Source organism: Pseudoxanthomonas yeongjuensis (assembly GCF_010093345.1).
Taxonomy (GTDB): Bacteria; Pseudomonadota; Gammaproteobacteria; order Xanthomonadales; family Xanthomonadaceae; genus Pseudoxanthomonas_A; species Pseudoxanthomonas_A yeongjuensis.
In genome coordinates this window covers 268590-281178 of sequence record NZ_PDWT01000002.1, presented here as the reverse complement: position 1 = coordinate 281178, position 12589 = coordinate 268590, and the positions used below count along the sequence as shown (strand labels likewise).

The window sequence follows — 12589 nt, the reverse complement described above, 5'->3', positions numbered from 1 at the left end:
ATTATCGGCAAGGCGATCTGATGAGGGAAATGATTAAGTTTTACGACTATCATTAATTTTCGTCATTTATCCGGCGTCACCATGGACTTCGACCCGACCCTGCTGCGCACCTTCGTCGCGGTTGCCGATACCGGCAGCTTCACCCGCGCGGCACAGCGTCAACACCTGACCCAATCCGATGTCAGCCACCAGATCCGGCGCCTGGAAGAACAGGTCGGCCGCCGCCTGCTCAGCCGCACGACGCGCAGCCTGACGGTCACCGAAGACGGCGAGGAACTGCTTCGCCACGCGCAGCGGATCCTGCTCTCGTTCGATACGCTGGCCCGGCGTTTCCGCCCTTCTCCGCTGTCGGGTACGGTGCGCTTCGGCGCACCGGAGAATTTCATGGGCGATCGTCTTCCGCGGCTGCTGTTGCGTTTCGCGCGCGATTTCCCGGCGGTGCGATTGGACGCCAGCATCAGCGCCAATCTCGACCTGCCGGCGCTGATCGGGACCGGCGATCTGGATGTGGCCGTGGTGATCTCGCTGTCTGCTGCGGACAACCCGGCCACGGGGGGACGACTGCTACGGCGGGCGCGACTCGTCTGGGTGGTCGCCGAGACCTTCGAGCCACCGCGCGACGCGCCCTTGCCGTTCGCGTTCTACCCGCCGCCCTGCGTGCATCGGCAGGTGGGCGTCCGCGCGCTCGACGAAGCCGGCATCGATAGCCATATCGTCTTCACCTCGCACAGCCAGGAGGGCATCCACGCGGCCGTGCTGGCGGGATTGGCGATCAGCGCGATCGCCTTCGACGACCTCAAGGCCGGGATGAAGATCATCGATGGGGAATACGGCCTGCCACCGTTGCCCGACATCGATTTCGCCCTGGTCTGGAGCAGCGGCGGCAAGACTCCCGCGTCCACCGCCTTCGGCGAACTGATCTGCGAGATGGCCTGAAGGCAATCTCCCGCTTTGCCGGCCGCAAGGGGAACGGGATCGGTTCACTTTCCCACGGGAGGTCGGAATAAAAGACCCAAGGTTGCTGAAGCCGGTACCGCCCGCCTCCCCGGGGAGACATCATGCCGAAGCGGCTTGCGCGCTTCGGCAACCGCAGCAAGCCTCTCGGATGCGGTGAGCGCAGCGAACTGCATCCATCGCGGCGGCCACTACGCGGACGATGCGGTGCGCCTGCGGCTTACCGCATCCTGTGCAGCCTCGCCGGCGCCCGGGGAACCGGGCATTCCATGTTAATGTCCGGCAGCCCCGAAGGGCGGTGGAGTGCTCGCACACGCGCCGGGGCGATTATCATTTGAATACTGCATCGCCTGCGGATCGCGGGCGTGCGGCGACCGATGCCGGATGGGTTCCCAAGGGAGATGACATGTCGAAACTGCTCGATCTGATGAAGAAGCTCGGAAGCGACGCGGCGCTGGCCGCGGAATACGGGAAGGATCCGGAAGCGGTGCTGCATCGCGCCGGGGTGACCGACGAGGAGCGCAGGGCGATGCTGGAGAGCGATTACGCGGCCGTCGGGAAACTGACCGGGCTGGCGGACGGGCAGTACGCCACCAACCACACCATCAAGGCCTACGACAAGTAACCGTCGACGACGTTCATCGCCAGACGCTTGCCTATGTTCCGGCTGGTCGCGATCGCATTGCTGTCGCTTGCGTTCGCCTGCGCGCCGGCTGCAGCGGCCCAGTCGCCTGCGGACGCCACGGCGCTGGAGGCGCAGGTCCAGGAGATCGAGCGGCTCGCGGTCACCGCGCACTGGAGCCAATCGGACGCAAAGATCAGCGCCCTGGGGCCGCGGCTCGATGCACTCACGCCGCTGCAGCGGCACCGCCTCGATTACGTCCGCCTGCGCAACCGCGCCCTGGCCGGTGACCAGCCCGCGGCGCTGAAGGGCTTTACCGAGCTGCTGAAGCAGGACCTGCCGGCGCCGTTGCGGGTGCGCGTCTACACCACGGCCACCGGCGTGGCCGCCAACCTCGAGAACTGGGCGCTGGCGTTCGCCTGGCTCAACGAGGGCCTGAAGTACCTGCACGAGTCCCCCGCGGAAGCGGCCAGGCTGCTCGGTGCCGCCAGCTATCTGCATACGCTGGTCGGCGAGACCGGGCGGGCGCGGGAACTGGCGCTGCAGGCCCTGCAGATCGTCGAAAAGCAGGACGACCCGCGCGCGCTGTGCCTGGCCCTGAGCGACGTGGCGCTGGCCGAGGACCATGCGGGCCATTTCAGCGAGGCGGAGAAATGGCGCCATCGCCAGATCGATGCCTGTGCCCGTGCCCACGATCCGATCTTCATCGCCAACGGCAAGTACGGCGTCGGCAAGATGGCGGCCGCGCAAGGACGGCATGCCGAGGCCTTGAAGTGGGCGAGCGAGGCGCTCACCGAATTCAAGGCCGTGGGCTTCGCGGTCGGCGCGTACAGCGCCCGGCTGGTCATCGCCGAAAGCCTGGTCGCCTCCCACCGGCAGCTCGATCAGGCCCAGGCGATGCTGGTCGACACCCTCCGGTACTACCGGGAACAGAAATCGGACCTGGCCATCGCCGAGACCGAACGCCTGCTCGCCAAACTGGCCGAGAAACGCGGCGACATCGACGCGGCGCTGTCGCACACCCGGCAGGCGATGGCGGCGTCGGAAGCGCTCGAGGTCGTCTCCCGCGAGCGTCGGCTGGCCTACCAGCAGGTCCAGTTCGACACCCGGTTGAAGGAGCAGCAGATCGCCCTGCTCGAAACCGAGAAGGCACTGGCCGCGGTGCAGGTCACCGCGAACAAGCGCCGGCAACTGATGCTGGCCATCGGCATGGCCGGATTGCTGGTCACCGCCATCCTGCTGTCGGTCCTGCTGCGCCGTACGTTCCGCGATCGCCGCCGCTACCGCTGGCTGTCCGAGCACGACAGCCTGACCCGCCTGCTCAACTACCAGCAGGTGCGCAAGCTCGGCGCGGCGGCGTTCGCACGCACCCGCGCCAACGGGCGGCCGTTCACCGCGGTCGTCACCGACATCGACCTGTTCAAGCAGGTCAACGACCGCCACGGCCACGCCGCCGGCGATGAGGCGCTGCGCTCCCTCGGCGCGTGGATCAGCGAAGTGGTCGGCGGGCGCGGTATCGCCGGGCGCAGCGGCGGCGACGAGTTCACGATCCTGCTCGAGGCCGACGCGGCGGAAGCCGGGGCGATGCTGCAACGCCTGCGCGAGCGGATCGAACCGATCACCGTGTTCGGGCACACGTTCGGCTTCAACATCAGCTCCGGGGTCTGCCAGGCCGAGGGGCAGGCCGCCACGCTGGAACAATTGATCCACGAGGCGGACCAGGCCCTGTACCGGGCCAAGGACGAAGGTCGGAACCGCGTGGTCCGCGCGAGCGATGTCGCCGTCGCATCGACGCCGTCGGCGGGCCTGGTGGTGGTGGGCAGCGGCATCCAGTTCGGCCGCCACGCCAGCGAACGCTGCCTGTCGGAAATCCGCGAGGCCCAGGTCGTGTTCTGCCTGGCCGACCCGTTCGCGCTGGCGATGATCCATGGCCTGCGCCCCGATGTGATCAATCTCGGCGCCCATTACGCCCCCGGCAAGGATCGGCGCCGGACCTATCGCGAGATCGACGCGGCGATCATGGCCGAGGTCCGCGCCGGCAAGCAGGTCTGCGCGGTGTTCTACGGCCACCCCGGTGTGTTCGCCGACGTGCCGCACCAGGTGGTACGCCAGGCCCGCGCCGAAGGCATCCCGGCGCGCATGGAACCGGGGATTTCGGCCGAAGCCTGCCTGTACGCCGACCTGGGCATGGATCCGGGCCATCGCGGCGTGCAGTCGATGGAGGCGACCCATTTCCTCGTCTACGACCGCCAGCCCGACACCGCCGGTCTTGTGCTGTTGTGGCAGGGGGCGCTGTCGGGCGACCTGTCCTGTACCCGCCTGCACGCGGAACGCGAAGGCGTGCAGGCGCTGGTCGACAAGCTGCTGCGCTGGTACCCGCCCGGGCACGAGGTGATCCTCTACGAAGCGGCGCGACTGCCGATCGAGACCCCGCGCATCGACCGCCTTGCCCTGCGCGACCTGCCCGCGGCGCATTACCAGGAATACACCACGCTCGTCATCCCGCCACTGGGCGAACTGCGCGACGACCCGGTCCGCGCGCCTGGCGCCTAGCAAAAACGGGATCAGGGTAAATAGGTTGGGGTGAGCTTGCGAACCCCGACTTCCTTCCACGTCAGGTTCCACGGCGTTGGGGTTCATTTCGTTCACCCCAACCTGTCCCGCTGAAAACCGACAGGAGCAACGATGGGCTTCGATCGCGCCGAATTTTACGACGCCGAACTGAGGCGGCACGACGAACGCTTCCGTGCCGCGCTCAAGGTCGACCCCCAGGATCGCGTGCTGGATATCGGCTGCGGTGCGGGGCAATCCACGCGGGAAGCCGCCCGCGCGGCGAGGGAGGGAAGCGTGGTCGGCGTGGACCTCTCCGAAGAGATGCTTCAGGTCGCCCGCCGGCGCAGTGCGGAAGAGGGGTTGCGGAATGTCGCCTTCGAGTTGGCCGATGCGCAGGACCACGCGTTTCCGGCCGCGTATTTCGACCTCTGCATCAGCCGCTTCGGGGTGATGTTCTTTGCCGATCCGATCGCCGCCTTCACCAACATCGCCCGGGCAATGCGCGCCGACGCGCGCCTGGTGCTGATGGTGTGGCAGGGTCAGGAACGAAACGAATGGTCTACTGCCATCCAGAGTGCGTTGGCGCCGGAGGCGACCCCTTCCGCAAGTGCGCCTGCGTTCTCGCTCGGCGATCGCGCGGCCACCACGCGCCTGTTGACCGCGGCCGGCTTCGCTTCGATCGACTTTGCGGAAGTGCACGAACCCGCGTTCTACGGCCCCGACGTCGATGCCGCGCTCGACGCCATCGTGGCGTTGTTCCTTGCGAATGGCGGGCCAGCCGGTGCGAACACGACGGACGATGAGACGCTTCGTCGCTTGCGCGACCTGCTGCAGGCGCACCTGACCGCGGACGGCGTGTTCTTCGATTCCCGCGCCTGGATCGTGACTGCGCGCAGGAGCGCTGGGCTTAAGAGCTCGTAGGATGGGTCGAGCGCAGCGGCACCCATCGCTCTTCCTGTCCGAGGCGATAGAGCCTCAAGCCGATGCATCTGTTTCTCCATTCCTATGGCGACGTCGGCGTCACACGCGATGGGTGTCGCTGCGTTCGACCCATCCTACGGGGCCTTTTTTGCGGCCCCAAGTTGCAACCCGCGCTCCACGGATATCTGCATGCTGGGCAGGATGGCCCGGTGGATGCGTCCAAACAGCAATGGATCGCCAGTTGGACGGACGTAATCGGTGCCGCGTATGCGGACATATTCGTCATGGAACAACGGCCATTTTGACTCCAGCGCATTAGTCGCAATACCACCGTGGACTTGATGGAAAGTGGTCTCGCCTAGCAGCAGGATGACGCGTCCAGTCGGGTCGGCGCAGGCGCGCGCCCAAGTATCTAGGTTGACCAAGCCGCCACCAGGAGCGACGAAGGCGGGGTCGTAACCACTCAGCGTTCGCCAATGTTCACGCGTGAGGAACAAAGCGTTAGTTTCCGATGGGATGGTGAGCCAGCCATTCGCCGACGATCCGGCGAAGACTGCGATCGAGAACAGCCGGTAGCCATCGCCGACCCAGTCGACGGAGGCCAGCAAGTCATCCTCAACCTGCTGGTTGTATCCATTGGCGACGCTGCGCATCTGCACATCCGGTCCCAGGTGAAACGCCAACGTGCCGATGACCGGCCGCGAATGCAGTCGTGCGGCTTCGAGCGCGGTTGCCAGCAACCGCGGCGATGCCATCCGTGCGCCATCTATGCAGACGCCGACCAGCTCGCCACGCGCCATTGCCAATCCCTGGTTAATCGCAGCGACTGGCGATGGTGGCGCGTCGGTCATCACGTGGATACGGAGATTTGGACATAGCTGCTGGCAGTGCGCGTAGTCGAAGGGAACGCTCGATCCGTTGTCGACGACGATCACCTCGTAGTCGTCCGCGTCGATGTCGTGCTGGTACGAAGGCGACAGGGTCTGCAGGGTGCGCGGAAGTTCGCGTGCCATGTTGTAGGCGATCACCACAACGGAGAGCCTAAGCGGCTTCATCGTGCATCGTTTCCGGCAAGCACGGCACGCAACGCGTCCACGACCGCATTTCGCTTGGCGCCGCTATCCCGGCATCGCCTGAGCACGGATAATAAGTTGGCCAAGCGCGGATCGTCAGGCATCAGGACGCCGTCGCGTCGCAACGCCGCCGCCGGCACTTCCATTTCCTCGCTGTATTTCCGCACGATGGGATTGTACCGGTCCCACAGCACGCGGTTACCGGGATCGAGTCCCGCCACCAAGAGCAGGCCGGTCGGTGCGGTGTCCAACGACAGCAGGACCAGGTCAGGCCGTGAGTCAGTCAGGCACTTTTGCAGTTTCCAGATATCACCGGTCCACACCCGGGTGCGGCGATTGCGTTCAGCCTGCGCGGGATGCGAGGGATAGATGTCGTCGATCACCACCAGCGTTCCGGGGGTCGCCAACCGCTCGATATGCATGAAATCGCGCAGCGCATATTCGAACAGGTGCATACCATCGATGAAAGCGAGATCCGGCCGCGCGGTCATTTCCTGCGCGGCGATGTCGCGGAAGAAATCGTCGCTGGCCATCGTGAACAGGCGGGTAGCCGGCGGTAACTGCACATCGGCGAGGTCTGGCTCGGGGTCGACACCAATAGCGGGGCCCTGGGCGAGCGCGAGACTGCGCCCGCGTCGCACTCCGATTTCCAGGTACAGCGCAGGCTGTAGTGTTTCGTGCAGTTTGCCCATGATCTCCAGGTAATGGACGCTGCCACGGGTCGCCTCTTCTTCGGCGCTGCCAGGCGGTAGGCTGACGGTGGCGGTGGCACGCACTGGCGGTGTAATAGCCGGCGGGTTGCGCGGCGACGATTGCTTGGCGAACACGCCCACCAGATCGCGCCATGGTCCACGCTCGTCCAGCCACACTTCCAGCAAATGGCAATTGTTGTGCTTCGCCAGCGCGCGATAGGCGTCGGGATAGAAACGGTAGCAATCGACCGGGTAACGATGGATAGGCCCTGCCGACGGCGCGATCAGGAACAGATAGCCGTCGGGCTTCAGCACCCGCATCATTTCGGCGAAAGTGAGCCAGAACAACTCGCAATGCTCGAGCATCTGGCCGGACAGGACGATGTCCACCGAGCCGTCTTCGAGCGGCAGCCGGTACGGGTCATCCAGCACGATGTCGACACCGGCGCCTTCGGCCAAGTCGACGGTCAGGTAACGGAAGCGCGGATCCGCAAAGACCTGGCGATAGCCGCCGTTGACGTCGGCGCCGCCGACGTCCAGCACCACTACCTCATCGCGCTCCTGCAGGAAATCGGCATGCAAATAGCGCGCATAGCACCTGTACATGTTCTCAAGGGAGGAAGCGTGCATTGGCGTGGTTCCTAAAAGCGAGAAAAAGGGGGTGAAAAACGGGGCCGGGTTGGACTACGCCCTTCTTGAAGGAACGGGTCGCGAGCCCGACCCGCCCTCTGGTGCTACCCGCCGTCGTCCCGGACACGCTCCACGCGCTGGCGATACGCAGCTACGTTATCGCCGTCGATGCTGGTCTTCTGCGTGCCGTTGTTCTCGCCGATCTTCTCGTCGGTGCCGGTCACCGGCTGGGCCTCGACCGCGGTTTCACGTTCGAAGGCGTGCGATTTGTCGGTGTTGCGGTAATACCGGTACAGGGCCCAGTACAGCCCGGCTGCACCGGCCGGGCCGAGTGCCAGCAGCCAGAGTCCGCCGTCGTCGCTCATGACGAGTTCCCCACTATCAGGAGTGCGATGCCTTCGAGGAAGGTGCCGACGGTGATCGCGGCCGTGAGCAGTTTCCACTGCTGCACCGGCACGCTGCCCATGGTCTCGCCGGTGCGGCCGTTGACCGCGATGTAATGCAGCATGCCGCCGTTGCTGCCCGGCTGGTGGTACGAATACAGCCAGACCGGCAGGTACATCGAGACCCAGCGCGTGCCGTGCACGCTGAGGCGTTCCTGCTCCCAGCGCACGCCGCGATCGTAGCGGTTCACCGACCTTTCGACTTGCGCCCGCCCGACCGACAGCAGCTGGTCCTCGAGGCGCGGGCGCAGGTGCTCCACGTCGGTATTGCGCTTCTCCGAGGTGAAGCCCGACAGGTAGGACGCGTTCCACTTCACCGCGTTCTTGGTGTCGAAGGGAAGGATGGTGTTGATGATGTTGTTGGTGTTGGCCTTCGTATCCAGGTTGCCGCGTTCGCTGGAGGATTCCAGTGGCAGGTCGTCCACGGTGAAGTCCACTTGCCGCTGCACCTGGTACACATCGGCATCGTAGTAGGTCTTCTTCTTGTCGCCTTCGCCGCGCGTGTACCTGCGTGTCTGTATCTCGCCCTGGCCGGCGACTTCCACGCTCACGTTGCCATCGACGATCATGTACGGCAGGTAGACGCCGACGACGTTCTCGGGCGTGAACTGTTCCTTGAATTCCTTCAGCGCGAACATGCGACGCTTGTCCACGAACTGGCGGATGCGCGCGACCGCGTCGTCCTTTTTGATGTGGAAGGGCAGCACCGCGTCGGGCACCGCGCCGTTCGCCACCTGTTCGTTGACGCCCAGCACATGCCGGCACCAGTGGCAGCGCGCGGTCATCGCGTTGTCGGTATTGACCGTCACCTCGGCGCCGCAGCCGGTGCACTTGAAGCTCATCAGGCTGGCCGCATCGGCGGCGATGTCGCGCGCGCCGGAGGCGATGACCGTGCCCTTGAGCTGGCCGATACCCACGCCGAACCCGAATTCCTCCTCGACCCGCGCGCCGTCCCATTCGTTGCGGCAATACAGGCAGACCAGCAGGTCGCTGCCGGGCTTGTGCCGGATATCGGTCGCGCCGCATTTCGGACAGCGGTTGAGGCCGTCCTTGAGTTCGGCGGCGGCCGTGTCGATGGCGACCGGGTCGGGCGCCTGCAATTCGTCACGGATCGCCTCGGGCAAAGCGGACGGATCGATCGGCAGGCTGCCCGGCAACGGCGGCACGTCCTGCGGCGATCCCGGGCCGATAGGCCCTGACAGAGGCGGGGGCGGCAACGGCGGCGGCGAACTGTTTGTATTCGACATGGAAGTTGCGCGGTTCCTGGTTTACAGACCCAGCGCCTTGGCCTTGAGCGCGTCGTAATCGCCCTGGGTGATCAGACCGAGATCGAGCATCTCCTTGGCCTTCTTCAACCTGGCCACCGGATCATCGGCGGCCGGTGCGGCGGGCGCCACCGGCTGCTGCAGGTTGCCGATGCCGCCGAGCATGCCCGAGGCCATGCCCACACCGACCAGGCCTGCGGCGCCACCGTTCTCGCCCGCCGACTGGATGCCCTGGGCGACGCTGGCCTGCAGGTTGGAGTTGCCGCGCGAACCGGCCAGCGCGTCGGCGCGCTGCACGGTCTTGAGCAGCTCGCGGGTGTTGGCGTCGTATTCGATCGAGACGATGGCGGTCTTGACGATGGCCAGGCCGCGGTCGGATTTCCACTGGTAGCCGTTCTCCACCGCATCGGACAGGCTCTTGGCGAAACCGAGCGAATCCTGCTGCAGCTTGGTGATGCGATTGCCCTTGGCCGGGTCGTTGGAATACAGGCTGAAGGCCGGCGCCAGCGAACCGACGACTTCGTTGAAGAGTTGGCTGGCGGCGGCATTGTCCAGGTCGGTGAAGTCGAAGACCTGGCCGGGTTGCAGGTAGCTGGCCGGCACGAAGTTCTTCACGAACAGGATCGGGTCGACGATCTTCAGGGTGTAGGAGCCGCGCGTGACCGCGCCGACCTGGGTGTTGAGGAAGCCGTCGTCCCAGTAGATTTCCGATTGGGTGCCGAAGCGGTTCTCGGGCAGTTCCTTCAGCGAGACGAAGAAGGCCGCCTGCTGCGACCCGGGCTGGCCGCCGAACTTGAAGCGCTCCCAGCTCTGCTTGATCAGCGGGCTGACGATGCCGTCGCCGGCGAAGATCGACTGCGAGTTGACGTCGTCCGATCGCCATTCGTAGCCGCCCGCCTCGGCGGCGAAGCCGGTGATCTTGCCGTCCTGGAACAGCAGCAGCCCGTAGCCTTCGGGCACGACGATCTTCGAGCCGTTGCTGATGATGTTGGAGGAGCCGTGCGTGTTCGAACCGCGTCCGGCATTGGTGCCGCGCGGCACGGCGGCGAACAGCGCCGCCGTCGACGGCAGGCCGTCCGGAACCGTATAGAAGTCCTTCCACTGGTCGCCGAGCATGCCACCGACCGCACCCGACACTGCCTGCACAAGACCCATGACATCTCTCCGTGATTCGTGGCTGGGCACCGTACCCGCCATACCGCCCGTACTATACATTCCGGAGCGGTCGTGCAGAATCATGAATCAACCTGCGTAGTCGCCAACTCGCCAATATCCACGAGGTCAAGGATGACCAATTACCATCGCATGCATGTTCCAGGCGTCACCTGGTTCTTCACCGTCAACCTTGCCGAGCGGCGTTCCCGCCTGCTGGTGGAGCGCATCGATACGTTGCGCGAGGCGTTGCGCTATGTGCATGCGCGCCACCCGTTTCGCATCGAAGCCATGGCGGTATTGCCGGACCATCTGCATGCTGTCTGGACGTTGCCGCCCGGCGATGCCGATTACGCGATGCGCTTGCGTTTGATGAAGTCGTGGTTCTCGCGCCACATCCCTGCTGGCGAATGTCGGCGTGCCAGTCGGATAGACAAGGGCGAGCGCGGCATCTGGCAGCGGCGCTATTGGGAGCACATGGTCCGCGATGAGCGGGGTCTGGAACGATGCGTGGATTACGTCCATTTCAATCCGGTGAAGCACGGCCACGCCGCACGCACGGCGGATTGGCCGCATTCGACCTTCCATCGCTTCGTCGCAAAGGGTTGGTTGCCCGCAGATTGGGGCGTCGCCGCCGATTACAGCGGAAGCTTCGGCGAACGCGACAATCCACAAGTCAGCCAAGATCCGTAGGATGGGTCGAGCGCAGCGACACCCATCACGCGTGACACCCAACGTCGCCATGGACTTTGCGAAACAGGCGTATCGGCTTGAGGTTCTGTCGCTTCGGACAGGAAGAGCGATGGGTGTCGCTACGCTCGACCCATCCTACCGGTCCAACTGATCAAGTTAGATCGAAATAACTCTTTATGTGCTGCGCTCGGATATGGAAATAATTCACACGCGTGCAGAACCTCCTGCCTCACACAGCGTGTCTACCTTTCCGTTTGTCGGATATTGGTCTGCGGAGAAGACACGCGCTGGATTTCCTTGGTAACTTCGGAAACCGCCGAGGGGAACACGTCGGCCAACGTCTCTCCACACTTAATCTACGACGGCGCCCGACCGCAGCCGACCGGCTCGCAGGAATCAAGGTTGTTGGACGCCACAAGCCGGGATGAACGGTTCGTCCCGACTGCATGCTGGATCCTCGCAGCTTCCCATCCAGGAGCTCGGCGATCCGCGGACAGGGAGTCCTGCCATGAGTGCGACCAATTCCAAGAGTTCGACCTATTCCAAGAGTGCGTTCCTGTACGAAGAGATCAGGCGATCCCTGCAATCGGGACGCTATCTGCCCGGTCAGCGCGTCGATCCGGCCACGCTCGCCATGGAGTTCCACACCAGCGCCACGCCGGTCCGATTCGCCTTGTATCGCCTGGTCGGCGAAGGCTTGCTTGAAGATCACGCCCGCAGCGGGTTTCACGTGCCGCTACCCAATGAAGTCGCGCTGCGCGATCTCTACGACTGGATGGAGCGCCTGCTGCTGGCGGCGTGCGACTTCGACATCGCGCCGGTAACGCGGAAGAACGGCAGGATCGAGGTTTCGTCCCCTGACGATGACCTGGCGAAGCTGACCTGGCAGCTGTTCGACGCGATCGCCCGTGCTGCGGACCAGCGATCCCTGCACCGTGCCGTGAAGCAGGCCAACGACCGCCTTGCGCCGATACGACGGGCCGCACAAGGAATGGCCGAGGACCTCTTCGAAGAACTATCGGGACTGAACCGGCATTGGCGGAACCGGGACATGCCGGCCCTCAAATCCGCGTTGCACGAGTATCACGAACGTCGCAAGCAGTGTGTCCCGCGCATCGTGGCTTTTCTGAGTGACGCCAATGACTACCTCCACTGAGTCCCGCGGGTTCTTCGCGCGCCATAGGCTCGACTTATGTCCACTACGGCACGAACAGGTCGTCCAGCCATGGACCAATCCCACAGCACGCATTGTCTACGGGCTCTATCAATAATCCGAAGATGACCATGCACGACGACCATCACACTCCCGCAATAATCATCGGACTACAGCGCAATAATCATTTGAAAATCAAAAATCCCGCCTCCTACGCTTCATGCGTCATGGATATCCATGACGCAAATCGAAGGAGACAGAGATGAACACGAACGAGAAAATCCGTACCAACGCACTGGATGACATCATCATCCTCGGCGTCGCCAGCATCGAGACGAAAGGCCCGGTTGGCCCAAACGAAGGCGGCGGGGACGGCTTGCCGATCCTTCCAGGTATCTCCGAGGAATAGCAACTCCGGGGCGCGCACTTCGGGGCGCG

The 12589-nt window shown here is 64.5% G+C and carries 12 protein-coding genes; 7 read left to right on the top strand and 5 right to left on the bottom strand.

Annotation, left to right across the window (positions count from 1 at the left end; genetic code table 11):
- Nucleotides 1-81: 81 nt before the first annotated feature.
- The 4 genes from CSC74_RS08335 (at nt 82) to CSC74_RS08320 (ending at nt 5050) form a co-directional block, all read left to right on the top strand.
- On the top strand, nt 82-936 hold the full coding sequence (locus CSC74_RS08335) for a LysR family transcriptional regulator (protein WP_162313982.1): 855 nt from the start codon (nt 82-84) through the stop codon (nt 934-936).
- Nucleotides 937-1360: 424 nt separating this feature from the next.
- Nucleotides 1361-1579 carry a hypothetical protein gene (locus CSC74_RS08330; protein WP_162313981.1) on the top strand — a complete coding sequence of 73 codons (219 nt, stop codon included), beginning with the start codon at nt 1361-1363 and terminating at the stop codon, nt 1577-1579.
- Nucleotides 1580-1612: 33 nt separating this feature from the next.
- Nucleotides 1613-4129: a diguanylate cyclase gene (locus CSC74_RS08325; protein ID WP_162313980.1), complete on the top strand. Its 2517-nt coding sequence runs from the start codon at nt 1613-1615 to the stop codon at nt 4127-4129.
- Between the two features lie 132 nt (nt 4130-4261).
- Nucleotides 4262-5050 (top strand): class I SAM-dependent methyltransferase, encoded by a 789-nt coding sequence (locus CSC74_RS08320; protein ID WP_162313979.1) that lies wholly within the window; start codon nt 4262-4264, stop codon nt 5048-5050.
- A gap of 134 nt (nt 5051-5184) precedes the next feature.
- Here the strand turns inward: CSC74_RS08320 and CSC74_RS08315 are convergent, their stop codons facing one another.
- The 5 genes from CSC74_RS08315 to CSC74_RS08295 form a co-directional block, all read right to left on the bottom strand.
- Entirely contained in the window at nt 5185-6105 is a 921-nt protein-coding gene (locus CSC74_RS08315; RefSeq protein WP_162313978.1) for a glycosyltransferase family 2 protein, read from the bottom strand.
- The gene (locus CSC74_RS08310; RefSeq protein WP_211369589.1) at nt 6102-7361 is read right to left on the bottom strand and encodes a methyltransferase domain-containing protein; all 1260 of its coding nucleotides are present in this window, start codon (nt 7359-7361) and stop codon (nt 6102-6104) included. The genes CSC74_RS08315 and CSC74_RS08310 overlap by 4 nt, the downstream gene beginning before the upstream one ends.
- Before the next feature lie 188 nt (nt 7362-7549).
- Nucleotides 7550-7810 carry a hypothetical protein gene (locus CSC74_RS08305; RefSeq protein ID WP_162313977.1) on the bottom strand — a complete coding sequence of 87 codons (261 nt, stop codon included), beginning with the start codon at nt 7808-7810 and terminating at the stop codon, nt 7550-7552.
- On the bottom strand, nt 7807-9135 hold the full coding sequence (locus tag CSC74_RS08300) for a TFIIB-type zinc ribbon-containing protein (protein ID WP_162313976.1): 1329 nt from the start codon (nt 9133-9135) through the stop codon (nt 7807-7809). Before CSC74_RS08300 ends, CSC74_RS08305 begins: the two co-directional genes overlap by 4 nt.
- A gap of 21 nt (nt 9136-9156) precedes the next feature.
- Entirely contained in the window at nt 9157-10308 is a 1152-nt protein-coding gene (locus CSC74_RS08295; RefSeq protein WP_162313975.1) for an SPFH domain-containing protein, read from the bottom strand.
- Between the two features lie 72 nt (nt 10309-10380).
- Between CSC74_RS08295 and CSC74_RS08290 the strand changes: the two genes are divergently transcribed.
- From CSC74_RS08290 to CSC74_RS08280, 3 genes are all read left to right on the top strand, one after another.
- Nucleotides 10381-10998, top strand: a complete 618-nt coding sequence (locus tag CSC74_RS08290) for an REP-associated tyrosine transposase (protein ID WP_246193067.1) — start codon at nt 10381-10383, stop codon at nt 10996-10998.
- 508 nt (nt 10999-11506) lie between these two features.
- Nucleotides 11507-12154: a GntR family transcriptional regulator gene (locus tag CSC74_RS08285; protein WP_162313974.1), complete on the top strand. Its 648-nt coding sequence runs from the start codon at nt 11507-11509 to the stop codon at nt 12152-12154.
- A gap of 259 nt (nt 12155-12413) precedes the next feature.
- Nucleotides 12414-12560, top strand: a complete 147-nt coding sequence (locus CSC74_RS08280; RefSeq protein WP_162313973.1) for a benenodin family lasso peptide — start codon at nt 12414-12416, stop codon at nt 12558-12560.
- The last annotated feature ends 29 nt before the right edge of the window (nt 12561-12589 follow it).

What these genes read in the sequence shown, in the direction of transcription:
- CSC74_RS08335 (WP_162313982.1), top strand. Translation starts at nt 82, where the DNA reads ATGGACTTCGACCCGACCCTGCTGCGCACCTTCGTCGCGGTTGCCGAT.
- CSC74_RS08330 (WP_162313981.1), top strand. Translation starts at nt 1,361, where the DNA reads ATGTCGAAACTGCTCGATCTGATGAAGAAGCTCGGAAGCGACGCGGCG.
- CSC74_RS08325 (WP_162313980.1), top strand. Translation starts at nt 1,613, where the DNA reads ATGTTCCGGCTGGTCGCGATCGCATTGCTGTCGCTTGCGTTCGCCTGC.
- CSC74_RS08320 (WP_162313979.1), top strand. Translation starts at nt 4,262, where the DNA reads ATGGGCTTCGATCGCGCCGAATTTTACGACGCCGAACTGAGGCGGCAC.
- CSC74_RS08315 (WP_162313978.1), bottom strand. Translation starts at nt 6,105, where the DNA reads ATGAAGCCGCTTAGGCTCTCCGTTGTGGTGATCGCCTACAACATGGCA.
- CSC74_RS08305 (WP_162313977.1), bottom strand. Translation starts at nt 7,810, where the DNA reads ATGAGCGACGACGGCGGACTCTGGCTGCTGGCACTCGGCCCGGCCGGT.
- CSC74_RS08300 (WP_162313976.1), bottom strand. Translation starts at nt 9,135, where the DNA reads ATGTCGAATACAAACAGTTCGCCGCCGCCGTTGCCGCCCCCGCCTCTG.
- CSC74_RS08295 (WP_162313975.1), bottom strand. Translation starts at nt 10,308, where the DNA reads ATGGGTCTTGTGCAGGCAGTGTCGGGTGCGGTCGGTGGCATGCTCGGC.
- CSC74_RS08285 (WP_162313974.1), top strand. Translation starts at nt 11,507, where the DNA reads ATGAGTGCGACCAATTCCAAGAGTTCGACCTATTCCAAGAGTGCGTTC.
- CSC74_RS08280 (WP_162313973.1), top strand. Translation starts at nt 12,414, where the DNA reads ATGAACACGAACGAGAAAATCCGTACCAACGCACTGGATGACATCATC.